At 51.3% G+C, this 23,322-nt stretch carries 23 protein-coding genes; 14 read left to right on the top strand and 9 right to left on the bottom strand.

The window, feature by feature from the left end; translation table 11 throughout:
- Positions 1–302 precede the first annotated feature (302 nt).
- From fbaA to tkt, 4 genes are all read right to left on the bottom strand, one after another.
- Complete coding sequence (fbaA, locus tag ACXAGQ_RS05000) at positions 303–1,379, bottom strand: class II fructose-bisphosphate aldolase (RefSeq protein ID WP_475252264.1); 1,077 nt, start codon at positions 1,377–1,379, stop codon at positions 303–305.
- A gap of 151 nt (positions 1,380–1,530) precedes the next feature.
- The gene (locus ACXAGQ_RS05005) at positions 1,531–2,694 is read right to left on the bottom strand and encodes a phosphoglycerate kinase (RefSeq protein ID WP_475238370.1); all 1,164 of its coding nucleotides are present in this window, start codon (positions 2,692–2,694) and stop codon (positions 1,531–1,533) included.
- A gap of 86 nt (positions 2,695–2,780) precedes the next feature.
- Positions 2,781–3,821: an erythrose-4-phosphate dehydrogenase gene (gene epd, locus ACXAGQ_RS05010; protein WP_475252266.1), complete on the bottom strand. Its 1,041-nt coding sequence runs from the start codon at positions 3,819–3,821 to the stop codon at positions 2,781–2,783.
- 274 nt (positions 3,822–4,095) lie between these two features.
- A complete protein-coding gene (gene tkt, locus ACXAGQ_RS05015; RefSeq protein WP_475238367.1) occupies positions 4,096–6,090 on the bottom strand; it encodes a transketolase in 1,995 nt (664 codons plus the stop codon).
- A 408-nt stretch (positions 6,091–6,498) separates the two neighbouring features.
- Here tkt and metK point away from each other — a divergent pair, with 408 nt between their 5' ends.
- The 3 genes from metK (at position 6,499) to ACXAGQ_RS05030 (ending at position 9,828) form a co-directional block, all read left to right on the top strand.
- Positions 6,499–7,653: a methionine adenosyltransferase gene (gene metK, locus ACXAGQ_RS05020; protein WP_475252268.1), complete on the top strand. Its 1,155-nt coding sequence runs from the start codon at positions 6,499–6,501 to the stop codon at positions 7,651–7,653.
- A gap of 140 nt (positions 7,654–7,793) precedes the next feature.
- Positions 7,794–9,173 (top strand): IS4 family transposase, encoded by a 1,380-nt coding sequence (locus ACXAGQ_RS05025; protein ID WP_475251517.1) that lies wholly within the window; start codon positions 7,794–7,796, stop codon positions 9,171–9,173.
- Positions 9,174–9,333: 160 nt separating this feature from the next.
- Positions 9,334–9,828, top strand: coding sequence for a SprT family zinc-dependent metalloprotease (locus ACXAGQ_RS05030; protein WP_475252270.1), 495 nt, complete (start codon positions 9,334–9,336; stop codon positions 9,826–9,828).
- Positions 9,829–9,834: 6 nt separating this feature from the next.
- Here ACXAGQ_RS05030 and ACXAGQ_RS05035 read toward each other — a convergent pair whose 3' ends face one another.
- Positions 9,835–11,133 (bottom strand): hypothetical protein, encoded by a 1,299-nt coding sequence (locus ACXAGQ_RS05035; protein ID WP_475252271.1) that lies wholly within the window; start codon positions 11,131–11,133, stop codon positions 9,835–9,837.
- A gap of 258 nt (positions 11,134–11,391) precedes the next feature.
- Between ACXAGQ_RS05035 and rsmE the strand changes: the two genes are divergently transcribed.
- The 4 genes from rsmE (at position 11,392) to ruvX (ending at position 14,244) form a co-directional block, all read left to right on the top strand.
- Positions 11,392–12,123: a 16S rRNA (uracil(1498)-N(3))-methyltransferase gene (gene rsmE / locus ACXAGQ_RS05040; protein WP_475252273.1), complete on the top strand. Its 732-nt coding sequence runs from the start codon at positions 11,392–11,394 to the stop codon at positions 12,121–12,123.
- A 36-nt stretch (positions 12,124–12,159) separates the two neighbouring features.
- Entirely contained in the window at positions 12,160–13,107 is a 948-nt protein-coding gene (gene gshB, locus ACXAGQ_RS05045; RefSeq protein ID WP_475252275.1) for a glutathione synthase, read from the top strand.
- A gap of 148 nt (positions 13,108–13,255) precedes the next feature.
- Positions 13,256–13,819: a YqgE/AlgH family protein gene (locus tag ACXAGQ_RS05050; protein WP_475238358.1), complete on the top strand. Its 564-nt coding sequence runs from the start codon at positions 13,256–13,258 to the stop codon at positions 13,817–13,819.
- Positions 13,816–14,244, top strand: coding sequence for a Holliday junction resolvase RuvX (gene ruvX, locus ACXAGQ_RS05055; RefSeq protein WP_475252277.1), 429 nt, complete (start codon positions 13,816–13,818; stop codon positions 14,242–14,244). Before ACXAGQ_RS05050 ends, ruvX begins: the two co-directional genes overlap by 4 nt.
- Before the next feature lie 355 nt (positions 14,245–14,599).
- On the opposite strand, the gene ACXAGQ_RS05060 is transcribed toward ruvX, so the two are convergent.
- On the bottom strand, positions 14,600–15,706 hold the full coding sequence (locus ACXAGQ_RS05060) for a PilT/PilU family type 4a pilus ATPase (RefSeq protein ID WP_475252279.1): 1,107 nt from the start codon (positions 15,704–15,706) through the stop codon (positions 14,600–14,602).
- Positions 15,707–15,720: 14 nt separating this feature from the next.
- Positions 15,721–16,758 (bottom strand): type IV pilus twitching motility protein PilT, encoded by a 1,038-nt coding sequence (locus ACXAGQ_RS05065; protein WP_475252281.1) that lies wholly within the window; start codon positions 16,756–16,758, stop codon positions 15,721–15,723.
- A gap of 23 nt (positions 16,759–16,781) precedes the next feature.
- On the opposite strand from ACXAGQ_RS05065, the gene ACXAGQ_RS05070 reads away from it, so the two are divergent.
- From ACXAGQ_RS05070 to hemW, 7 genes are all read left to right on the top strand, one after another.
- The gene (locus ACXAGQ_RS05070; RefSeq protein WP_475252283.1) at positions 16,782–17,492 is read left to right on the top strand and encodes a YggS family pyridoxal phosphate-dependent enzyme; all 711 of its coding nucleotides are present in this window, start codon (positions 16,782–16,784) and stop codon (positions 17,490–17,492) included.
- A gap of 90 nt (positions 17,493–17,582) precedes the next feature.
- A complete protein-coding gene (gene proC / locus ACXAGQ_RS05075) occupies positions 17,583–18,401 on the top strand; it encodes a pyrroline-5-carboxylate reductase (protein ID WP_475252285.1) in 819 nt (272 codons plus the stop codon).
- Positions 18,402–18,410: 9 nt separating this feature from the next.
- Entirely contained in the window at positions 18,411–18,965 is a 555-nt protein-coding gene (locus tag ACXAGQ_RS05080; protein WP_475252287.1) for a YggT family protein, read from the top strand.
- Positions 18,962–19,255: a DUF167 family protein YggU gene (gene yggU, locus ACXAGQ_RS05085; protein WP_475252289.1), complete on the top strand. Its 294-nt coding sequence runs from the start codon at positions 18,962–18,964 to the stop codon at positions 19,253–19,255. Before ACXAGQ_RS05080 ends, yggU begins: the two co-directional genes overlap by 4 nt.
- Positions 19,256–19,429: 174 nt before the next feature.
- Positions 19,430–19,861 carry a DUF4426 domain-containing protein gene (locus ACXAGQ_RS05090; RefSeq protein WP_475252291.1) on the top strand — a complete coding sequence of 144 codons (432 nt, stop codon included), beginning with the start codon at positions 19,430–19,432 and terminating at the stop codon, positions 19,859–19,861.
- 112 nt (positions 19,862–19,973) lie between these two features.
- The gene (locus ACXAGQ_RS05095; protein WP_475252293.1) at positions 19,974–20,567 is read left to right on the top strand and encodes an XTP/dITP diphosphatase; all 594 of its coding nucleotides are present in this window, start codon (positions 19,974–19,976) and stop codon (positions 20,565–20,567) included.
- Between the two features lie 3 nt (positions 20,568–20,570).
- Positions 20,571–21,734 carry a radical SAM family heme chaperone HemW gene (gene hemW / locus ACXAGQ_RS05100; RefSeq protein WP_475252295.1) on the top strand — a complete coding sequence of 388 codons (1,164 nt, stop codon included), beginning with the start codon at positions 20,571–20,573 and terminating at the stop codon, positions 21,732–21,734.
- A 171-nt stretch (positions 21,735–21,905) separates the two neighbouring features.
- Here the strand turns inward: hemW and ACXAGQ_RS05105 are convergent, their stop codons facing one another.
- Together ACXAGQ_RS05105 and glsB are read right to left on the bottom strand one after the other, a co-directional pair.
- Positions 21,906–22,307 (bottom strand): hypothetical protein, encoded by a 402-nt coding sequence (locus ACXAGQ_RS05105; RefSeq protein WP_475252297.1) that lies wholly within the window; start codon positions 22,305–22,307, stop codon positions 21,906–21,908.
- 54 nt (positions 22,308–22,361) lie between these two features.
- Positions 22,362–23,282, bottom strand: a complete 921-nt coding sequence (gene glsB, locus ACXAGQ_RS05110; RefSeq protein ID WP_475252299.1) for a glutaminase B — start codon at positions 23,280–23,282, stop codon at positions 22,362–22,364.
- Positions 23,283–23,322 lie beyond the last annotated feature (40 nt).

Here is a 23,322-nt window from a genome sequence, read left to right on the forward strand (position 1 = left end):
CTCGATATCTGCCCCAAATTGCCTTGATGTAAAGCGACTATATCAGCATCAATTTGGATTGCTCTCAAACGGCAGAGAAGGCTCTGATATGCTCAGATTATTAGTAAGTTTGGTATTATGCAATCACCACTATAACAGTGATTTATTGATTTTGTTGAGCCTTGAAAGCTCTTTTTCGCGCCGGATAATACTCCTCGGCTCAAAAAACGCCAACAAAAATATGAGCAAGTTCACAAACAAATGACAGGCATAAAAAAACCCGCCGAAGCGGGTTTTTTACAAAGCTTTAAGCTAAACGTAACTTATAGTACGTCGATAGCGTTAAGGTCTTTGAAAGCTTGCTCAAGACGGTTAACCATACCAACCTGACCAGCACGTAGCCATACGCGTGGATCGTAGTATTTCTTGTTAGGCGCGTCTTCGCCAGTTGGGTTACCGATCTGACCCTGTAGGAAGTCACGGTTTTCAGCTTCGTACGCACGAACGCCATCCCATGTAGCCCACTGAGTATCAGTATCGATGTTCATTTTGATAACACCGTAGTCGATTGACTCTTCGATTTCTTCCTGAGAAGAACCAGAACCACCGTGGAATACGAAGTTCAGAGCGTTACCAGCGATACCGAATTTCTCAGCACAGTATGCTTGAGAGTCACGTAGGATAGTTGGAGTTAGAACAACGTTACCTGGCTTGTATACACCGTGTACGTTACCGAAAGAAGCAGCGATAGTGAAACGTGGGCTGATAGCGTTTAGTTTCTCGTAAGCGTAAGCTACGTCTTCTGGAGAAGTGTATAGCTCAGACTGATCCATATCAGTGTTGTCTACGCCGTCTTCTTCACCACCAGTACAACCTAGTTCGATCTCAAGAGTCATGCCCATCTTAGCCATGCGCTCTAGGTACTTACCAGAGATTTCGATGTTCTCTTCTAGAGACTCTTCAGAAAGGTCAATCATGTGAGAAGAGAATAGAGGCTTACCAGTTTGCGCGAAGAACTCTTCACCCGCGTCTAGTAGACCGTCGATCCATGGAAGAAGCTTCTTAGCAGCGTGGTCAGTGTGAAGGATAACTGGCACACCGTAAGACTCAGCAACAGCGTGTACGTATTTCGCACCAGCTACAGCACCCATGATCTGTGCTTCCTGACCTTCTAGTTTCAGACCTTTACCAGCGAAGAATGCAGCACCGCCGTTAGAGAACTGAACAACAACTGGTGCTTTAACTTTAGCAGCAGCTTCTAGTACAGAGTTTACAGAGTCAGTGTTAACAACGTTAACCGCTGGAAGAGCGAATTTGTTTTCTTTCGCTACTTCAAATACTTTCTGTACGTCGTCGCCAGAAATAACACCAGGTTTTACAAAATCGAAGATCTTAGACATAACAATAGTCCTATTTGCCTTGTTGTCTTATATAAATATAAATCTGTGCAATCGATTGCGATCGGCCATATTCTACAAAAACATGACCTTATTCACAATCAGATAAAAGGCGGAAGCTCTTTATTGGACGGAACTCCCGCACTCAAATTACTTAAGCTTTAGCACGCTCTTCAAGCATTGCAACCGCTGGAAGTACTTTGCCTTCAACGAACTCAAGGAACGCACCGCCACCTGTAGAGATGTAAGAAACGTCAGCCTTGATACCGAACTTGTCGATAGCTGCTAGAGTGTCACCACCGCCTGCTACAGAGAAGCCTGCAGATTCAGCGATTGCTTTAGAGATACCAGCAGTACCCGCTTCGAAGTTCTTGAACTCGAATACGCCTACAGGGCCATTCCAAAGGATAGTTTTCGCGTTGCCGATGATCTCAGCAAGAGCAGCAGTTGACTCAGGACCTAGGTCGAAGATCATGTCGTCGTCAGCAACTTCAGTCACGCTCTTGATTTCCGCTTCAGCGTTCTCGTCGAATGCTTTTGCACAAGCAACGTCAGTAGCAACTGGGATTGCACACTCTTTCATGAGTTTCTGAGCAGTTTCAACTAGGTCAGCTTCGTATAGAGACTTACCTACGTTGTGGCCTTCAGCTGCGATGAATGTGTTCGCGATACCACCGCCAACAACTAGCTGGTCAGCAACTTTAGATAGCGACTCAAGTACAGTTAGCTTAGTAGAAACTTTTGAACCACCAACGATAGCAACTAGTGGACGCTCTGGGTTGTCCATTGCTTTGCCTAGTGCTTCTAGCTCAGCAGCAAGAAGAGGACCAGCACATGCTACTGGTGCGTAAGTACCTACACCGTGAGTAGACGCTTGTGCACGGTGAGCCGTACCGAATGCGTCCATTACGAATACGTCACATAGTGCAGCGTACTGCTTAGAAAGTGCTTCTTCGTTCTTCTTCTCGCCTTTGTTGAAGCGAACGTTTTCAAGAACAACTAGCTCGCCAGCGTTCAGCTCAAGACCGTCTAGGTAGTCTTTTGCTAGCTTAACTTCGCAATCTAGCGCGTCGTTTAGGTAGTTAACAACAGGCTGTAGAGAGAACTCTTCCGCGTACTCGCCTTCAGTTGGACGACCTAGGTGAGAAGTAACCATTACTTTAGCGCCAGCTTCTAGGCACTGCTTGATAGTTGGTAGAGACGCAAGGATACGCGCATCAGAAGTTACTTTACCGTCTTTCACAGGAACGTTTAGGTCAGCACGGATGAATACGCGTTTACCCGCAAGTTCCAGATCAGTCATCTTGATTACAGACATGGTTTGTCCTCTCAACATTAATTAATTTAAAATCAAAGTTTTTGTCGGCCCGGCGTCACTGCCAAGCCCAATAATTCTTACATCTATTACTCGGCGGCCTTATCGACTGCCTGCATTGCCAAGGCGGTGTCTAGCATCCGGTTGGCGAATCCCCATTCGTTATCACACCAGACCAACAGCTTGATAAGGTGCTGGTTACTTACACGGGTCTGAGTGCCGTCGACAATCGCGCTATGGGGATCGTGATTGAAGTCTATTGAGACAAGTGGCGCTTCTGTGTAATCCACTATGCCATCTAATGTACAACGAGACGCCTCGGCCAGTGATTGATTTATGTCATTAACTTTCACATTTGTTTTTACAGTGACACTTAAATCCATCGCGGTAACGTTAATTGTCGGTACGCGCACAGAGATGGCTTCGAATTTGTCGGAAAATTTCGGAAAGATACGACCAATGCCCAAATGAAGTTTAGTATCAACGGGAATAATTGACTGGCTAGCAGCTCGGGTTCGGCGCAAGTCGCTGTGGTAAGCATCGATGACCTGCTGGTCATTCATCGCCGAGTGGATAGTGGTAATGGTGCCGGATTCAATCCCGAAGGCTTCATCCAGTACCTTGATAACAGGGACAATACAGTTGGTGGTGCAAGAGCCGTTGGAGACAATGTGATGCTCGGCTTTGAGCGAGTCATGGTTCACACCATAGATAATGGTATTGTCGATATCATTTGCAGCAGGGTGGGAAAACAACACTTTGTTGGCGCCCGCTTTGATGTGGGCTTCGCCGTCAGCACGGCTACCGAAGATGCCGGTACAGTCCAAGACAATATCGATGTCGAGGTCTTTCCAGGGCAATAGGTGAATGTCGCTTTGGTGGAGAATACGGATACTGTCCTTGTCGCCGTTTTCATGAGCAATAAACAAATGCTCCTGATCATGGCTGACAGGCTTGAAAAAGCGTCCATGGCTGGTGTCATACTGCAGCAGATGAGCCATTGCTTCCGGCTCAGCCAGTTCGTTGACCGCCACGACGTCGATGTGATGATCTTTACCGCTCTCGTACAGTGCGCGAAGCACACTGCGACCAATACGGCCAAATCCATTAATTGCGACTTTTAGTGTCATATCCGTGCTACAAAATTAATAAGCCGCGATAGTGTATAACAAGCCTTGCTGATAATCACCATAAATGTGAGCAGAATCACCCAACAGAACAAAAAGCTAATATTTCATGACCTTAGAGTTAAAACCTTGTATTTATGCTGGTCTTTGGCAGCAAATTATGGCGTGACAGAGATCTCACTTCATATAAAAAAAGACCCCATCAAGGGGTCTTTTTTTCATCCTTCGAAATAAATCGCCTTGCGCAACGCGCTAAGCGGTTTAGTTCAGACTAAGCTTATGCCAGCAATTCTTTCGCTGTGTTTACCACGTTTTCAGTGGTGAAACCGAACATCTTAAATAGCTCGCCAGCAGGTGCTGATTCGCCGAAGGTCGTCATACCGATGATACGGCCGTTGAAACCTACGTACTTGTACCAGAAGTCAGCAATACCCGCTTCGATAGCAACACGAGCCGTTACATCTGATGGTAGAACCGCTTCACGGTAAGCAGCATCTTGCTTGTCGAATGCATCAGTAGATGGCATTGAAACAACGCGTACTTTCTTGCCTTCTGCAGTTAGCTGTGCAGCCGCTTCTACCGCTAGCTCCACTTCAGAGCCCGTTGCTATAAGGATAAGCTCAGGCTTGCCTTCGCAATCTTTCAGGATATAAGCACCCTTAGCGATGTCAGCAACCTGTGCTTCGCTGCGCTCCTGCTGAGCTAGGTTCTGGCGCGAGAAGATCAGAGACGTTGGGCCGTCTTTGCGCTCGATAGCCAGTTTCCATGCTACTGCAGACTCAACCTGGTCACATGGGCGCCATGTGCTCATGTTCGGCGTCAGGCGTAGCGATGCCATCTGCTCAACCGGCTGGTGAGTTGGGCCATCTTCACCCAGACCGATAGAGTCGTGGGTGTAAACCTGGATGTTCTGCACTTTCATCAGTGCTGCCATACGCATTGCGTTACGCGCGTATTCCATGAACATTAGGAAGGTTGCACCGTATGGTACGAAACCACCGTGTAGCGCGATACCGTTCATGATTGCAGTCATGCCGAACTCACGTACACCGTAATGGATGTAGTTACCAGAGAAGTCGTTGGCTTCTAGCGACTTAGAACCAGACCACATAGTCAGGTTTGAAGGTGCTAGGTCAGCCGAGCCGCCCATGAACTCTGGTAGCATCTGGCCGAACGCTTCTAGTGCGTTCTGAGAAGCTTTACGAGAAGCGATGTTCGCTGGGTTAGCTTGCAGATCAGCAATGATTGCGTTTGCTTTCTCTTCCCACTGCGCTGGTAGCTCACCGTTTACACGACGCTTGTACTCAGCCGCTAGCTCAGGGTAAGCCGCTGCGTATGCTTCGAACTTCTCGTTCCAAGCCGCTTCTTTAGCTGCGCCTGCTTCTTTCGCATCCCACTCAGCTGCGATGTCTGCAGGGATTTCGAATGGGCCGTGGTTCCAGCCTAGGAACTCGCGTGCCGCAGCGATTTCATCGTGGCCTAGTGGCGCACCGTGACAGTCGTGCGAGCCCGCTTTGTTTGGCGAACCAAAACCGATGATAGTCTTAGTACAGATCAACGTTGGACGCGGATCCGCTTTAGCTGCTTCGATAGCCGCGTTGATCGCGTCTGCATCGTGACCGTCTACTGCTGGAATTACGTGCCAGCCGTATGACTCGAAACGCTTAGGCGTATCGTCAGAGAACCAGCCTTCAACTTCACCGTCGATAGAGATGCCGTTGTCATCCCAGAATGCGATTAGTTTGCCTAGGCCTAGAGTACCGGCTAGAGAACACGCTTCGTGAGAGATACCTTCCATCAGACAGCCGTCGCCCATGAACACGTAAGTGTGGTGGTCAACGATATCGTGGCCTTCGCGGTTGAACTGGGCTGCAAGGGCTTTTTCAGCCATCGCCATACCCACACCGTTAGTGATGCCCTGGCCTAGTGGGCCAGTGGTTGTTTCAACACCCGGTGCGTAACCGTATTCTGGGTGACCCGGTGTTTTTGAGTGTAGCTGGCGGAAGTTTTTCAGATCATCGATAGACAGATCGTAGCCAGTCAGGTGAAGCAGAGAGTAAATCAGCATTGAACCATGGCCGTTCGACAGGATGAAACGGTCGCGGTCAGCCCACTCAGGGTTTTGTGGGTTGTGGTTCATGTGGCCACGCCACAGTACTTCAGCGATATCAGCCATACCCATAGGTGCACCCGGGTGGCCAGAGTTAGCTTGTTGAACACCGTCCATGCTCAGGGCACGGATTGCATTAGCAAGATCTTTACGAGAAGACATGTCTGCTCCAGAAATTCGTAGACGTTGAATATTCGGCTCCCTTCACCGTCATTGGTTCAGGCAAGCCGCAGTTCGGCGGGCGGGTATTGTCGCAAAGACTGGGCTATGACTGCAAACGATTTCCTGAGAAAAATGAGTTCTATATCAAGGTAATGATGATATTAACCCCTAGGGTAATGAGGCAACTAACTGTAATAAAAGCGTTACAGGGGAAACGTTTGCTTAAAGCTTAAGTTTAGTAACCCTACTCATTGCAAGTTGATTTTCGAGCAGCAAAGAGTATTATAGCCGTCTAGACGGAGGTAGCTCTATACATACAAACGTATATCCGTATGCAAGTATGTGACCATTGAACATGGTTTAAGAGCCCAATAACATCAACTAACACATTACTTTATGGGAGCGCTCATGGCGAAGCACCTGTTTACTTCTGAGTCAGTATCAGAAGGTCATCCAGATAAAATTGCAGACCAGATTTCAGATGCAGTATTGGATGCGATCTTAGAGCAAGATCCGAAAGCACGTGTTGCGTGTGAGACTTACGTAAAAACCGGTATGGTAATGGTTGGTGGTGAAATCACTACCTCTGCTTGGGTTGATATCGAAGAGCTAACTCGCGAAACTGTTCGCGAAATCGGCTACACCCACTCTGATATGGGCTTCGACGCTAACTCTTGTGCGGTACTAAGCGCAATCGGTAAGCAGTCTCCAGACATCAACCAGGGTGTTGACCGTGAAGACCCACGCGAGCTAGGTGCTGGTGACCAGGGTATCATGTTCGGTTACGCGACCAACGAAACTGACGTACTAATGCCAGCTCCTGTGACTTACGCTCACCGCCTAGTAGAGCGCCAGGCAAAAGTACGTAAGAACGGCGCCCTACCTTGGCTTCGTCCAGATGCGAAAAGCCAGGTGACGTTTGCCTACGACCAAGGCAAAATCGTTGGTATCGATGCAGTAGTACTATCTACCCAGCACTGCGACAGCATTGAACTACCAGTACTGCAAGAAGCAGTAATGGAAGAAATCATCAAGCCAGTTCTACCTTCAGAGTGGCTGAACAAAGACACCAAGTACTTCATCAACCCAACCGGCCGTTTCGTTATCGGTGGCCCAATGGGTGACTGTGGTCTGACTGGTCGTAAGATCATCGTTGATACCTACGGCGGTGCAGCCCGTCACGGTGGCGGTGCATTCTCTGGTAAAGATCCATCGAAAGTTGACCGTTCTGCAGCCTACGCAGCACGCTACGTAGCGAAGAACATCATCGCGGCTGGCATGGCTGACCGTTGTGAAATCCAGCTTTCTTACGCAATCGGTGTTGCTGATCCAACATCTATCATGATCGAAACATTCGGTACTGAAAAAGTTTCTCACGACATCATCGTAGAAGCAGTACGCCAGCACTTCGACCTACGCCCATACGGCCTGATCGAAATGCTTGACCTACTTAAGCCAATGTACAAGAAAACAGCGGCATACGGTCACTTCGGTCGTGAAGAATTCCCATGGGAAAAAACTGACAAAGCCGACATCCTACGCGACTTCGCTAACATCAAGTAAGCGCTTAGGCCCGGTAATAAAAAAGGAAGCTTCGGCCTGTCTCTTATACACAAGTCCCCCGCCTCATGGCGGGGGCTTTTTTTGAACTCTTTTTCTTTATTGCGATCCGATCTTACACAATATGAGTAAAGGTCATCATCATGATAGGGAATTCTACTTTAGAATGGGCTCAACAAACCTTTTCGCATGCCAAGCTTGGCGACTCTAGACGTACACAACGACTAGTCCAATTAGCCAGTGATATGGCATCTAATGTTGGAGTGTCTATTGTGCAAGCCTGCCCTAATCCCGCCTCTATTGAAGGGGCATATCGCCTCATCCGTAACCCTGATGTTGAAGCCAATGCGATAGCTGAAGCCGGTTTTGTGGCAACAACTAACGAGGCTGAAGCGCATGACTTATTACTTGCCCTTGAAGACTCCACCGCTCTAACCTACACGCATAAAAGCCTCTCCGATGAACTTGGTCACGTGAACTCGGGAAATCGAACCCGGGGGATGCTAGCTCACTCTGTTCTGTTGTTTGCACCACGCGAGCAAAAGGTTGTGGGGCTAATCGAACAACAGCGGTGGACGAGGGATATTGCGACTCGAGGCCGGGGACATAAGTTCGCCAAGCGACCGTATGAAGAGAAGGAGACCTTCAAGTGGCAACAGGCATCAACCGCAATGTCTGAACGTTTAGGTCAACTCCAAGCCCGAGTCATTTCAGTGTGTGATAGGGAGTCAGACATCTACGAATACTTACATTACAAGCTGACCAACCAGCAGCGTTTTGTTGTGCGCTCGACCTATAGTCGCTGCATTGAGGAAAGTGGTTATAAGCTCCATGATTATGCAAAGGAGTTATCCCCATCGGGACAACGAACTGTCCATATTGCTCAACGGGGTGGTCGCAAAGCGCGTAAAGCAACATTAGATGTATGCTTTGCTCCTATTACGATTAAGGTTCCAGCCAATAAGTGTGGCAAGTCACTTTCTCTGTATTATGTTGGTTGTAAAGAGCGAGGTGACAACAACGAAAAATTGGAGTGGCACTTACTGACTTCAGAGCCAGTGACAACGTTAGCGAAAGCCCAGGAGATAATCAGTTACTACGAACAGCGCTGGTTGGTTGAAGAGTTCCACAAGGCGTGGAAAAGTGATGGAACCGATGTCGAAGCACTGCAACTTCAATCAAAGGACAACCTGGAGAGAGTTGCCGTCATTCAAGCGTTTATCGCTATCCGCTTGTTACAACTTAGAGCAGAAAGCCGCGGACAAGAAACCAGTAGCTGTGAGTCTGTTCTACCCGGAATATGCTGGAAATTATTATGGGTCAAACAAGAAAATAAGCCCTTACCAACAACAGCTCCAGATCTGAAATGGGCTCGAGTTACATTAGCAAGGCTAGGCGGATGGTATGACAGTAAGCGAACAGGGCGGCCCGGTTGGGCCGCCCTATGGCGAGGCTGGTATAAATTAGCAGCAATTCAAGAAGGATACCTTATAGCCCAATCCTTTACCTCTGATGAGATGTGATCAAGAGACAGGCTTCGGCTTCCTTTTTTGATTTAAGTTCCTAGATCCTAGAAGCGAGTTCCTAGAGTCGATAGCAATAATCCTCAAGAAACCAGGAACTAGGATCTCGAACCTAAACCTCCTATACTCCCCTGCTCCACCAGCCAGCCTTGGAATGAACATGACCACCCTGCAACACCAAGTAATTGACCGCGTTAAACAGTGTATTGCCCAGGCCAACCAACGCCTCAACAAGCGTTTGGTGATGCCTGACGTGCGCTTTACCCAACGCGGGAAGATTGCCGGCAGTGCTCGGTTGCAAGGTTGGGAGGTACGCTTCAATCCGGTATTGCTGAAAGAGAATCCGGACGCTTTCCTTAATGAGGTAGTACCGCATGAAGTGGCCCACTTAGTGGTATTCAAGTTGTTTGGCAAAGTTCGGCCACATGGTCGGGAGTGGCAGGTCATCATGCAGGAAGTTTTCGGGGTGGCACCACGTACCACGCACAGCTTCGATGTCAGCTCGGTCCAAGGCCAGACATTTCTCTACCGCTGCCAGTGCAGCGAGCATCAGATGACGGTCCGCCGCCACAACAAAGTCCAGCGCGGGCAAGCCCACTACCGCTGCCGCCAGTGCGGCCACACACTGGCCTTCCAGCAGCAAAGAACACTTTAAGCTTGGTTACTCGCGACTGAAATCATCGCGGAAGAAAACCCGACTCTGAGCCTGCTGCACGCTTTTTACTATTGGCTTACCCGAAACAAAATACGATTGCGTCTCACACCAACCGGCACCAAAAGGTAATGAATCCGTTGTGTCATTGACACGGTTAAAGTCGGCGCTCAGATCACGTAATAAAATTCGCTCAGCGACCTGCTTTGCCCTCGCCTTCACAAAGCTATCCGCCAAACGGTCACGCTGCCCCCAGCCTATCTTGTAATCATCACACTTAGGATCGGAAACAGTTGGCTCCACAAGGAATGCAACATCAGAAGTCGCTTGATATTCCTTATGCATCATAAAAGCCTCGAATAGCATGGCGACATCTTCAGCCTGACTGGAATAGGCGTAAAAATCAGCCGCACCATCAAACTCGAACTCGTTCCCCATAGTCGCAGCATCAAACTGAAGTTGTTCTTGGGTTGGCTTCTCTCCACGGAAAGAGACTTGCGCCATTTGGTGCAGCATTGTCGAGCTTAGTGGTTGATCACGGTTAAGCTCACTGTTGACTGGGATCCGTCTCTGTATATTCCACCAAATCGTCTGGCTAGTATCCAAATCCACCAGTGTATCCTGTGGCAGATAGTCATTGGCATGGGCCAGTTCATGGGCCAGCAAGCGGTATAGCCCTCGGGTGATCTGGTCTAGATCCCGGCGGGCATTGTGATCCGCGTTGTAGCTATTGCTGGTCAGTACATAATCCCCATAGCGATCGAGATACCGGTTGGCGGCGACAAATTTAAGCTGGGACTGATAAGCATCACGATAATCATCTTGCTGATAAATATCCTGCCAATGGGAATGTGTTTGCCAGAGGTAGCGCGGGTCAATATAGATACTGGCGGTACCTGAATGGTAAAACGAAGGACGCACTTCATAGCTCAGGACGATGGCATTGACCGAGCGAAACAGATTCAGCAGATCCTGAGGCATCTCACGCAAAGCCGCAATGAAGTTATCACCCATCCATTGGTGCGAAACCAAGACTCGAGCTGCAATGTCATCAACAGTGATGTTCTCGCTATTTCCGTACCCTAGTGGGGCGATATCACTTACCAGACAAGATTGCTTTTGTTTATACAAAGTCACGCAATCAAGGCCCGCTGTCGCAATTAGGCTATCCGGCTTGTATGCATGCAAACTGTCGAGAGCGGGATCACCATTAACGTTAGAACGCTCCTGTGCTTTGTCACCTCCGCCACCACACCCTCCTAGCAACAGAAAACTGGTGAGCGCAGCAGCTATCCACGTCTTATCCATCTAAACATTCCTTGTTTTTACAGATGTAATTACTCGCATATGCTACAAAAAAAGCACAGCGCCGCAACTAGCAAAGCGCAAAACTGCGAGACCGCTAGATGCATCAAGTACGGTTTATTTCCCGTTTCCCCTTGTTTTTCTCCTTTCCGGCGTCCATTTATTTACCCATGTACCTGCATGGTATGACCAACAACCTGCAATCAGCGGGAGAGTTGATATAATGCAGCCAGATGACAACCAACGGGTTACGAGATAGCCATGAGAATCCCACGAATTTACCACCCAGAGTTATTGCCAAACTCTGGAACCATTATGCTCAGCGATGATGCAGCCAACCATGTCGGCCGCGTCATGCGCATGGGGGCCGGCCAGGAAGTCCTGCTTTTTGACGGCAGCAATGCCGAGTTCCCGGCCGTGATCACCAATGCCAGCAAGAAAAGTGTGGAAGTGGAGATCAAGGCCCGTAATGAGAACAGTGTCGAGTCACCGCTGGATATCCACCTAGGCCAAGTGGTTTCACGTGGCGAGAAAATGGAATTCACTATCCAAAAGTCGGTTGAGCTCGGCGTCAATACCATTACCCCACTCATTTCTGAACGCTGTGGTGTAAAACTCAATGCCGACCGTTTCGAGAAAAAGCTCCAGCAATGGCAGAAAATCGCTATCAGCGCCTGTGAACAATGCGGGCGTAACACGGTGCCGGAGATCCGCCCGATCATGAAACTGGAAGACTGGTGCGCCGAGCAGTATGACGGCCTCAAGCTCAACCTGCACCCTCGAGCCCATTACTCGATCAACACCCTGCCAGAGCCTGTCAGCAAAGTCCGTTTGCTAATCGGTCCGGAAGGCGGCCTGTCTGCCGAAGAAATCGGCATGACGGAAGAATACAAATTTGACGAAATCCTGCTTGGCCCGCGCGTGCTCCGTACCGAGACTGCCGCGATGACAGCAATCACAGCCCTGCAAGTCCGCTTCGGCGATCTTGGCTAACGCTCACCCCAAGGGAAAGAAATTTAGGAGAAAGCAATGATCAAACTGGGTATCGTGATGGACCCTATCGAGTCTATCAACATCAAGAAAGATTCAAGCTTTGCCATGATGTTGGAAGCCCAGCGCCGTGGTTGGGAAATCCATTACATGGAAATGAATGACCTGTCACTGGAGCAGGGCAAGGCTATGGCCCGCACCCGCGTCGTCAGCCTGAAAGAAGATCCGAATGGCTGGTTCGAATTCCATAGCGAGCAGGAAATCGCCCTGTCAGACCTAGACGCCGTGTTGATGCGTAAGGATCCCCCATTCGACACCGAATACATCTATGCGACTTATATCCTTGAGCGTGCCGAAGGTGAAGGCGCCCTTATCGTCAACAAACCTCAGAGCCTGCGTGACTGTAACGAAAAGCTATTCACCGCTTGGTTCCCGGAACTGACACCGACGACAGTGGTTACCCGTCGTGCCGATAAGATCAAAGCTTTCCACCAGGAACACGGCGATGTGATCCTCAAGCCGCTTGACGGCATGGGCGGCTCGTCTATCTTCCGCGTGATGAAAGGCGACCCGAACGTTTCGGTGATCATCGAAACCCTGACCAACCATGGCGAGAATTACTGCATGGCCCAGACCTTCGTGCCGGATATCAGCAACGGCGACAAGCGTATTCTGGTGGTCGATGGCGAACCGATGCCATACTGCCTGGCCCGCATCCCTGCCAAAGGGGAAACCCGTGGCAACCTAGCCGCTGGCGGCCGCGGCGAAGCCCGCCCAATCAGCGAAACCGATCGCAAGATTGCCGAGACGGTTGCACCGGTGCTGAAGGAAAAAGGCCTGATCTTCGTCGGCCTTGATGTGATTGGCGACAAGCTGACTGAAATCAACGTCACTAGCCCAACTTGTATCCGTGAAATCGAAGCCGCCTTTGATATCTCGATCACCGGCAAGCTGATGGATGCCATCGAGCGACGCATCAACGCATAATGCGCTAATTCAATGTGGCCTAATCATTTCACTCCCTAGGTGAAAATGGTTAGGCTGCGTGAATAGTTAAAATCCTCTCCCTTTAATACCAATTCTGTTAATTAGTCGGCATACTGTAAGTAAGTCGATCGGTTGTAGGTATCTTCCCATGAACTTGACGAACCACTTTCTGGTAGCCATGCCCAGCATGCAAGATCCTAATTTCAAAGGAAGTGTTGTCTACATTTGTGAGCATAACGACGAAGGTGCAATGGGCATCGTCATCAACCTGCCGATTGAAATTTCAGTAGGCAATATGCTCGACCAAATTGAAATTGAGCGCGAGTTACCCGTCAGGGATCACTCTTGCCTTGAGCAACCGGTATTCAATGGTGGCCCGGTATCTGCTGACCGCGGTTTTGTCCTGCACAACCGAGTCGGCCGTTTGAGCTCTAGCATCGATGTCACCGAAGAGGTCTCGATCACCACCTCAAAAGATATTCTCTCGCTACTCGGTACCAGCGAATCGCCGGACAACTTCTTGGTTGCCCTTGGCTATGCCGGCTGGGATGCCGGGCAACTTGAGCAAGAGCTCATCGAAAATGTCTGGCTGACAACAGAAGCCAACACCGATGTAGTGTTCAACACCCCGATTAATGAACGCTGGAACAAGGCTATCGCCCAGCTAGGTATCAGTGCTACTCACCTTTCCACAGAACAAGGACACGCATGAGTCAATCTCGCAGCGTACTCGCTTTTGATTACGGTACGAAAAGTATTGGTGTCGCTATCGGCCAAGAGCTGACCGGCACCGCCAGCCCACTTGCCGCCCTGAAGGCGCGGGATGGAGTCCCTAACTGGGATGACATTGAAAAAATCCTCAAAGAATGGCAGCCGGACTTGGTGGTTGTCGGCCTGCCGCTGGATATGCAAGGCGGCGAGCTGGAAGCGATCACGCCCCGGGCCAAGAAATTCGCCAACCGCCTGCATGGCCGCTTTGGCTGCCCAGTAGAATTGCATGACGAACGCCTGAGCACTGCCGAAGCCCGCTCAGACCTGTTTGAACGTGGCGGCTACCGCAACCTCAGCAAAGGCAACATCGACTCACAGTCTGCTGTTGTGATCCTTGAGAGCTGGTTCGAGCAGCAATACGGATAAAAAGCAGAGCCTGGGTTCTAGATCCTGGAACCTAGGTACTCTTTCCCCCTCACTCCATACTCCTCACTACCTTCCAGCTCCAGCGTACAGCTTTTTTCGATCTTTTCAGCCAAAAGCGATCGCCTACCGAGATCTTGAATCATTGACGCTACCCAGCCCGCGAAGCTCAAGGCACGATCAGCTTGTACAGCTTTTGGACTATATAAACCCAAAAGCTCATATCGCTGTACACTTAGATCATAGCCTTATCCTATGGCTTTTAATTTCAATGCCTTATAAAAAGTGATCAACAAAAAAAGCATTAGGATCATAGCAACCCCAATGCTTTTGGTTTACCGCTGGCCGAACGCTTGACCTAGCCCATATCGACAGTGACCCCGGACAGGGAGTTATTGCTCCGCAGCTGCTTGTTGCCCACTTTGATCATCAGACGCAGATCGTTGGCAGAGTCGGCATGGTGCAAGGCATCTTGCTCAGTGATCTTACCCGCGCTGTAAAGCTCATAAAGCGACTGGTCAAACGTCATCATGCCCGACTCGTTTGACTTGGCCATGGCTTCTTTGATCTCATGAAGCTCACCCCGGCGGATCAAGTCTGCGACCCGAGGCGTGTTGATCAAAAGCTCAAAGGCACCGTGACGGCCGACACCATGGGCATCGGGGATCAACTGCTGGGCCAAGATACACTTGAGGTTCAGCGACAGATCAAACAAGAACTGCTCGCGCCGCTCCTTAGGTACCAAGTGCAGAATCCGCTCGAGGGCCTGGTTAGCATTGTTGGCGTGTAGGGTGGCCATGCACAGGTGGCCAGTCTCGGCAAAGTTCATCGCATACTCCATGGTCTCAGGCGTACGGATCTCACCGATAAGGATCATATCCGGCGCCTGGCGCAGAGAGTTTTTCAGCGCGACTTCATAGCTTTCGGTATCCAGCCCGACCTCGCGCTGGGTGACGATACACTTGTTGTGCTTATGGACAAACTCAATCGGGTCTTCCACCGTTAGGATGTGGCCGCTGCGGTTGGCATTGCGGTAGCCCGTCATCGCAGCCATCGATGTCGACTTGCCCGAGCCCGTTGCACCAACCACCAATACCAGCCCGCGCTTGGCCAGCGCCATCTTCTGCATATCCATCGGCAGGTTGAGTGAATGAAAATCCGGGATATCCGTTTCAATACGGCGGATCACCATCCCGGGTAGCTCACGCTGCCAAAAAGCACTGACCCGGAAGCGGTACTCTCCCCTCACCAGGGCAAAGTTCGCTTCCTTGCTGGCACGGTATTCCGCCTCTAATTCGCTGTCCATTGCCTCGGTAAACATAAGCTCGACCGCTTTAAGGTCGAGCGTATCGCCAAGTGGGAACAGGTTGCCATCGATGCGGAGCAGGCAGGGCGAGTCCACGGTTATATAAAGATCCGATGCCTTGCGGCTGACCATCTCATTAAGTGCATCTTGCAAAGTCATTGGTGTCTCCCCCATCAAAACTGCGAAAAGCCCGAGTCAACCACCCGGCGGCCTTCCTCTGCCTCGACCAGGCCCTGGGCCACCAGCATCTTGACGCTCTGATCCATGGTCTGCATCCCCATCGCGGAGCCAGTCTGGATCATCGAGAACATCTGGGCGACCTTGTCCTCACGGATCAGGTTACGGATAGCTGGCGTTGCCATCATCACTTCGTGGGCTGCAATACGGCCGCCACTGGTACATTTGAGCAGATTCTGCGAGACCACCGCACGGAGCGATTCAGACAGCATCGAGCGCACCATCGCCTTGTCATTGCCCGGGAATACGTCGATGATCCTGTCGACCGTCTTGGCTGCCGAGCTAGTGTGCAGGGTACCTAGCACCAGGTGCCCGGTTTCAGCCGCCGTCAGCGCCAAGCTGATCGTTTCCCGATCACGCAGCTCACCGACCACTATGACGTCCGGGTCTTCACGCAGCGACGAGCGCAGGGCATTGTGGAAACTATGGGTATCGCGATGGACCTCACGCTGGTTGATCAGGCAGCGTTTGCCGGTATGGATAAATTCCACCGGGTCTTCAATCGTCAGGATATGGCGGTTGGAATTCTCGTTGATGTAGTCCACCAGCGCGGCAATCGTCGTAGACTTACCCGAACCTGTCGCACCAGTGACCAGCACCAAGCCGCGCTGGAGTTGGGCAATTTGATAGAAGATTTCCGGTACGCCCAGCGACTCCAAAGTCGGGATCTTGACCGGGATGGTACGAAATACTGCCGCGCTCCCCCTTGCCTGCCTGAAGGCATTGACACGGAAACGGCCAACATCGGGTAACTCGAACGAAAAGTCGACTTCCAGCCGCTCCTCGAACTCCCGCCGCTGGGCATCATTCATTATATCGAAGACCAAGCGGTGGACTTCCCCATGCTCTAGCGCCGGCAAACTCAGCTTGCGCACATCACCATCGACCCGGATCATCGGCGGAACGCCAGCAGAAAGGTGCAGATCAGAGGCGTTATGCTTTACACTAAAGTCCAGTAGTTCGGTGATATCCATAAATTTTCCCCACAGAATCAATTATGAATAGTATCAAGCAAAATATTGAACAGGTCATCACCCAGATTGGCCTGGCAGCAGAAAAATGCGGTAGAGATGCCGAATCAGTGCAACTGCTTGCAGTTAGCAAAACCAAACCTATTGCCGCCATCGAGGAGGCCATCGCTGCTGGCCACACGGCATTCGGTGAAAACTATGTCCAGGAAGGCGTCGAGAAAGTCCAGTACTTTGCCCAGCAACATGCCGGAGCTTCACTGAGCTGGCACTTTATCGGCCCAATCCAGTCCAACAAGACCCGCCCGATTGCCGAGCATTTCGACTGGGTGCACTCGGTAGACCGTGCCAAGGTTGCCCGCCGCCTGAGCGAACAGCGCCCGGACGATATGGCACCGCTCAATGTTCTGCTTCAGGTCAACACCAGCGGCGAGGACTCAAAATCAGGGCTGGCCTTCGACGACGTCGCCGCCTTGGCCGATGAAGTCGCGGCAATGCCGAATCTGGTATTGCGTGGCTTGATGTCTATTCCGCAAAAAGCCGACGATTATGACAGCCAGCTTGCGGCCTTCTCCAGCCTTGCCGAGGCGATGGACAAACTAAAGGCAAAGCATCCGCAGCTTGATACCCTGTCAATGGGGATGAGCGGTGATCTCGATGCCGCCGTTGCCGCTGGCAGCACAATAGTCAGGATCGGTACCGCAATTTTTGGTGCCCGCGATTATTCAGCTAAACAGTAAGCTAAGCGCTGGCTATAATAGCCACACAATTATCACGTCTAGGAAGGACGTCAGCGTCCCTCCCGGCCTTGAATACACAGAGGATGTAACATGGAACAACGCTCGATTGCCTTCATTGGTGCCGGTAACATGGCCCGCTCCATCATCGCCGGCCTTGTGGCCAGCGGTTATGCGCCCGACAAAATCACCGCTACAGCACCAAGCTCAGCCCGTCGAGAGCCGCTCGCCCGTGATTACGGAATCCACACCACAGACGACAATCTGAGCGCGGCATCAGACGCTGATGTTATTGTCCTGGCGGTGAAGCCCCAGCTTATGGAAGAAGTCTGCCGTCCGCTGCAAATCCTCGACTTTTCCGGCAAACTGGTGATCTCCATTGCAGCGGGCATCGGTGCCGAGCGCCTCAATGAAATGCTGGCCACCCACTTGAACTTGGTGCGTGTAATGCCAAATACTCCGTCGCTGCTCGGCAAGGGCATGAGTGGCCTTTATGCATCTAGCACCCTTAACCCCAACGATCGCCAATTTGCCGAAAGCTTAATGCAGGCTGTCGGTGAAGTGTGTTGGGTTGAGCAAGAGTCTGGTATCAACAATATTATTGCCGCAGCTGGCAGTGCCCCAGCCTATTTCTTCCTGTTCATGGAAGCGATGCAGCAAGAAGCGATCAAACAAGGCTTTAGCGCCGAGCAGGCCCGTATGCTGGTACAGCAATCGGCACTAGGTGCCGCGGAAATGGTGGTCGCTAACCCGGGTACCGATCTGGCAACACTTCGTGAGCAGGTTACATCAAAAGGCGGTACCACCGCCGAGGCAATCCGCACTTTCAACGAGTGCCAACTTAGTGATACCGTAGCAAAAGCAATGCGTGCTGCCGTTTCCCGCGCTGAAGAAATGGAAAAATTATTTTAAGGTTAGTATATGAACTCAATTGGTTTTCTAGTCAGTACCCTATTTGATCTCTACATTATGGTCGTGCTGCTGCGCATCTGGCTCCAGTGGGCGCGTGCCGATTTCTACAATCCGTTTTCCCAGTTTATTGTCAAGGCAACCCAGCCAGTCGTTGGCCCGCTACGCCGCTTGATCCCATCTATCGGCTCCCTGGATGTCGCAACGCTGCTGTTCGCCTATATCCTAAGTATGGGTAAGTTCGTCCTGCTACAGGCAGTATTGGGCGGAGGCTTCATGTTCACCCCTGAATACTTCTGGATTGGTGCCCTATCGCTGCTGAAAGCTGCCGGTGGTCTGCTGTTCTGGGTATTGCTGCTGCGCGCAATCCTGAGCTGGGTTAGCCAAGGCCGCAGCCCGGTTGAGTACGTCATGCACCAGCTAACCGAGCCAATGACAGCCCCTATCCGTCGCATTATCCCGGCAATGGGCGGCTTGGATTTAAGTGTGCTGGTACTATTCATCGGCCTACAGTTTGCCAACTTCCTGATCGGTGATTTTGTCGGCCCTATCTGGTTCCAGCTATGAGCCAACAGGCCGCCTACCATGACGGTGACGACCTGATCCTACGGCTCTATATCCAGCCCAAGGCCAGCCGCGACCAAGTGGTTGGCCTGCATGGCGATGAAGTCAAAATCGCGATCACCGCCCCGCCGGTAGATGGCAAGGCCAACGCCCACTTGACGAAGTACCTGTCCAAGCAGTTCAAGGTCGCCAAGGGGCAAATTGATATCGAAAAAGGAGAGCTGGGGCGCCACAAGCAAGTGCGCATCACCGCTCCCAAAGCAATACCCGAGCCGATCAAGGCTCTGCTGTAACCACAGCATACTCCGGCCCGGCGTCCTTCCAGACACCGGGCCGTTTTTCACCAGAGTCTTTCGCCATGACTCATTGGCCACAACTATTTTGGCCACAACTATAATGGAACTATGCAATACCCACTTGGGGTGCAGGGGCAATGCCCTGCCCAGTGCGTATAAAAGGATAATAATATGACTCGTCTTTTCAGCCTATTTGCCCTATTCATTGCCAGCCTCAGCCTTCCTGCCCATGCCGGGCAGTTCAAGGATATCGATAACCTTGAAGTGCATTACTCCAGCTTCCCGTCGACCTTCCTGACCCCGGAAGTGGCTAGCACTTATAAAATCCAGCGCAGCCGGTATTCTGCCGTTATCAATGTCACCGTGCTGGATAAAGGCCAGCAAGGGAAACCTGCAGTAACAGCCGTGCTCAACGGCCAGGCCAAGAACCTCATCGGCACGGTGAAGAACCTCTCTTTCCGTGAGATCCGGGAGGGAGAAGCCATTTATTACATCGCCGAAATCAAGCATGCCAACGAAGAGCGCTTCAGCTTTTCCATTGACGTCTCCCACAATGGCACCCGAGGCAACATAACATTTGACCAGACCTTCTACGTCGATTGAAGCCAACCTTGCACCATGGCCACAGACTGTATAACTAGGGGAGCCACGCGCTCCCCTTTTATTTTCCGGGCAGTGAGATAAGATAGCGCCCTCTTTATTGCGAGGAACTGTGATGAGCAAATTAGTACTGGCCACTGGTAACCAGGGCAAAGTAAAAGAAATGGCTAGCCTACTGGCCGATTTTGGTTTCGATGTTGTTGCCCAGAGCGATTACAACGTTTCTTCGGTTGCCGAGACCGGCACCACCTTTATCGAAAATGCCATTATCAAAGCCCGTCACGCTGCCAAGGAAACCGGCCTGCCAGCCATTGCTGATGACTCTGGCCTAGAAGTGGATTACCTCAAAGGTGCACCGGGGATCTACTCTGCCCGCTTTGCCGGCGAAGATGCCTCTGACCAAGAAAACCTGCAGAAGCTGCTCAAAGAAATGGAAGGCGTTGCGGATGAGCTGCGTACTGCGCGCTTCCATTGCGTATTGGTCATGATGCGCCACGAGAACGATCCTACCCCGCTTGTCTGCCACGGCAGCTGGGAAGGCAAGATTTTGGCCGAAGCCCACGGCGAAAATGGCTTTGGCTACGACCCGGTTTTCTGGGTACCGGAAGACCAGTGCTCTTCTGCCGAGCTGGAGCCTGCACGCAAGAAACAACTGTCACACCGCGGCAAGGCCCTCGCCAAGCTGTTTGCTGCCCTGAAGGAAGCATAAACTATGCTAGTACCACCGCCACTGAGCCTGTATATCCACATTCCATGGTGTGTCCAGAAGTGCCCATACTGCGACTTCAACTCCCATGCGCTGAAAGCTGATATTCCCGAGCTCGACTACATTGATGCGCTTATCGAAGATCTCGATACCGACTTGGCAAAATACGATTTGGCAAGCCAGGATCGGGAGCTGCATTCCATCTTCATCGGTGGTGGTACCCCGAGCCTGATCTCCGCACCGGAGATCGGCCGTTTGCTCGAGGCAGTCAAACAGCGAATCCCGTTTAGCGACGAGATAGAAATCACCATGGAAGCCAACCCGGGTACGGTCGAGGCGGGACGCTTCAACGCCTACCGCGAAGTTGGTGTCAACCGTATATCAATCGGCATCCAAAGCTTCCAGGACGAAAAACTCAAGCGCCTTGGCCGCATCCACGGCAGCCGCGAGGCGATCACCGCAGCGGGTCTGGCCAAAGAAGCAGGGCTTGATAGCTTCAACATCGACCTTATGCACGGCCTGCCGGATCAAAGCATCGACGATGCCCTGTCGGATCTCAAACAGGCAATTTCCCTAGATCCGCCGCACCTGTCTTGGTACCAGCTCACTATCGAGCCAAACACCCTGTTTTATTCCAAGCCGCCAGTGCTGCCGGATGACGACGATCTGTGGGAAATCTTCGAACAAGGCCACAAAATGCTGGCCGAAGCGGGCTACGTCCAATACGAGATCTCCGGTTACAGCAAACCGGGACGCCAGTGCCGCCATAACCTCAACTACTGGCGCTTCGGAGATTACCTCGGCATCGGTTGTGGTGCCCACGGCAAGCTGAGTTTTGCCGACGGTACCATTACCCGTACCGTCAAGGTCAAACATCCGCGCGGCTACCTCAACCCAGCCAAGCCATACCTGGATCAGGAAATTCAGGTAGAGGCCGCTGAGCTCCCATTCGAGTTCTTCATGAACCGCTTTCGCCTGCTTGAGGCTTGCCCGAAACAAGATTATGTCGAGCGTACCGGCTTGCCACTAACAAGCATTGAAGGGCCAATCAACTGGGCGCTTGGTCAGAATTACCTCGAAGACAAAGGCGATCAATGGCAGATCACCGAGCACGGCAAACTGTTCCTCAACGACCTGCTAGCTGCATTTGTCGACGAAGAGGACGAATAGGGTTAACTACCGGTTTTAGGTTATGTCTTAGTTACGTTTGACGATAAAGCTGCGACAATTTAATAGGATAATATTTCAAAGCTTACCCGCCATGGATGGCGGGTTAGAGCGACAAGGATGTCTTCACTGCGTCTTTGAAATCTTGTCCTGTTGAATTGTATATAACGCAACTCAATCGAGCGTTACGCTCTGCCAGCGCTTGAGGGCGGGGATCTGTGATTGGATTTCGCTTTCCTTGGCTTGGCGCATCGCCACCCGGTCACACAGCTCCTGATCGATTAGCTGTGAGTGGGATAAGGTGTAGGGTAAGTCATCGAGCATAAGGCGGTGGTAGTCAGCCAGCAATGCCGACTGGTCATCACTGAGTTTGACTTTGTGGACACCAAAATAAAGCTGGCCGCTGGGTTCAATCTGGAAGCACTCCCCCCCAAACTCCAAATTCAGCGCCCCGTCCTGCATACTCAGGCTATTGTGCCACTCCATCTGGCACACCGGCGCTTCATTGGCCTGCACACCAAGCGACAAGGCAAACCCAACAGCAGCTAAATTGAATCCACAAACACGCAACAGCATAAGCCTCTCCCCATCATCGGGGCAGGCCAAGGTTAAAGCGCCTTAGTTACCCCATTAAAAGATTGAACGGCCGATCCGCTCGGCCAGCAGTTCAAGGGCAGCGGTGCCAGCCAAAGAGTTCCCCGAGGGATCCAGCTCTGGTGACCATACAGCAATGGCCATCTCACCCGGAACGATAGCGATGATCCCGCCGCCGACCCCGGATTTGCCCGGCATACCAACCCGATATGCAAATTCTCCAGCACCGTCATACAACCCGCAGGTCGCCAGCAGTGCATTCATTTGCTTACACTGAGTTTGGGTGATAATTGTTTTTTTTGCGCCCAAAGGAAGCCCTTTATTTGCCAAGTAACTGAAAGTTTTGGCCAAATCAACACAACTCATTTTAAGCGCGCAATAGCTGAAGTAATTGGTCAGAACCGGCATCACTTCGTTCTCGAAGTTGCCGAATGAGCGCATCAGGTACGCTATCGAAGCGTTGCGATCGCTGTGCTGCATCTCAGAAGAGGCAACGACTTTGTCGTAGCAGATATGCGGGTTATGGGCGAGCTTACGCACCAGCTCCAGCATCCGGTATTGCGGTGCCGACAGCCGGCTGTGCAGCAAATCCGACACCACCAGGGCACCGGCATTGATAAACGGATTGCGCGGAATGCCATTTTCCAGCTCGAGCTGGATCATCGAGTTAAACGCATGGCCTGATGGCTCCTTGCCAACCCGCTGCCAGATCTCTTCCGGCTGGTACAGGGTCATCGCCAGCGTCAGGCTCAGCGCCTTGGAGATCGACTGGATCGAGAAGCCTTCCTCGCTATCGCCAGCCTGGATAATTTCACCATCGTTATAACACACAGCAATCCCCAGCTTGTTGGACGGAACCTCCGCCAATGCCGGGATATAATCAGCCACCTTTCCTTTGCCGATCAGCGGTCTGACTTCATCTAAAATATCGTTTAGCAACTGCTCTGTTGGTTTCATTACTTATCTCCAAGGATAAAAAAGCCAACACTAGGTTGGC

Source organism: Photobacterium sp. ABD4_091, from assembly GCF_056160145.1.

Excerpts from the sequence above, each read along its gene's own strand:
- fbaA (WP_475252264.1), bottom strand. The coding sequence starts at position 1,379 with ATGTCTAAGATCTTCGATTTTGTAAAACCTGGTGTTATTTCTGGCGAC.
- ACXAGQ_RS05005 (WP_475238370.1), bottom strand. The coding sequence starts at position 2,694 with ATGTCTGTAATCAAGATGACTGATCTGGAACTTGCGGGTAAACGCGTA.
- epd (WP_475252266.1), bottom strand. The coding sequence starts at position 3,821 with ATGACACTAAAAGTCGCAATTAATGGATTTGGCCGTATTGGTCGCAGT.
- tkt (WP_475238367.1), bottom strand. The coding sequence starts at position 6,090 with ATGTCTTCTCGTAAAGATCTTGCTAATGCAATCCGTGCCCTGAGCATG.
- metK (WP_475252268.1), top strand. The coding sequence starts at position 6,499 with ATGGCGAAGCACCTGTTTACTTCTGAGTCAGTATCAGAAGGTCATCCA.
- ACXAGQ_RS05025 (WP_475251517.1), top strand. The coding sequence starts at position 7,794 with ATGATAGGGAATTCTACTTTAGAATGGGCTCAACAAACCTTTTCGCAT.
- ACXAGQ_RS05030 (WP_475252270.1), top strand. The coding sequence starts at position 9,334 with ATGACCACCCTGCAACACCAAGTAATTGACCGCGTTAAACAGTGTATT.
- ACXAGQ_RS05035 (WP_475252271.1), bottom strand. The coding sequence starts at position 11,133 with ATGGATAAGACGTGGATAGCTGCTGCGCTCACCAGTTTTCTGTTGCTA.
- rsmE (WP_475252273.1), top strand. The coding sequence starts at position 11,392 with ATGAGAATCCCACGAATTTACCACCCAGAGTTATTGCCAAACTCTGGA.
- gshB (WP_475252275.1), top strand. The coding sequence starts at position 12,160 with ATGATCAAACTGGGTATCGTGATGGACCCTATCGAGTCTATCAACATC.
- ACXAGQ_RS05050 (WP_475238358.1), top strand. The coding sequence starts at position 13,256 with ATGAACTTGACGAACCACTTTCTGGTAGCCATGCCCAGCATGCAAGAT.
- ruvX (WP_475252277.1), top strand. The coding sequence starts at position 13,816 with ATGAGTCAATCTCGCAGCGTACTCGCTTTTGATTACGGTACGAAAAGT.
- ACXAGQ_RS05060 (WP_475252279.1), bottom strand. The coding sequence starts at position 15,706 with ATGACTTTGCAAGATGCACTTAATGAGATGGTCAGCCGCAAGGCATCG.
- ACXAGQ_RS05065 (WP_475252281.1), bottom strand. The coding sequence starts at position 16,758 with ATGGATATCACCGAACTACTGGACTTTAGTGTAAAGCATAACGCCTCT.
- ACXAGQ_RS05070 (WP_475252283.1), top strand. The coding sequence starts at position 16,782 with ATGAATAGTATCAAGCAAAATATTGAACAGGTCATCACCCAGATTGGC.
- proC (WP_475252285.1), top strand. The coding sequence starts at position 17,583 with ATGGAACAACGCTCGATTGCCTTCATTGGTGCCGGTAACATGGCCCGC.
- ACXAGQ_RS05080 (WP_475252287.1), top strand. The coding sequence starts at position 18,411 with ATGAACTCAATTGGTTTTCTAGTCAGTACCCTATTTGATCTCTACATT.
- yggU (WP_475252289.1), top strand. The coding sequence starts at position 18,962 with ATGAGCCAACAGGCCGCCTACCATGACGGTGACGACCTGATCCTACGG.
- ACXAGQ_RS05090 (WP_475252291.1), top strand. The coding sequence starts at position 19,430 with ATGACTCGTCTTTTCAGCCTATTTGCCCTATTCATTGCCAGCCTCAGC.
- ACXAGQ_RS05095 (WP_475252293.1), top strand. The coding sequence starts at position 19,974 with ATGAGCAAATTAGTACTGGCCACTGGTAACCAGGGCAAAGTAAAAGAA.
- hemW (WP_475252295.1), top strand. The coding sequence starts at position 20,571 with ATGCTAGTACCACCGCCACTGAGCCTGTATATCCACATTCCATGGTGT.
- ACXAGQ_RS05105 (WP_475252297.1), bottom strand. The coding sequence starts at position 22,307 with ATGCTGTTGCGTGTTTGTGGATTCAATTTAGCTGCTGTTGGGTTTGCC.
- glsB (WP_475252299.1), bottom strand. The coding sequence starts at position 23,282 with ATGAAACCAACAGAGCAGTTGCTAAACGATATTTTAGATGAAGTCAGA.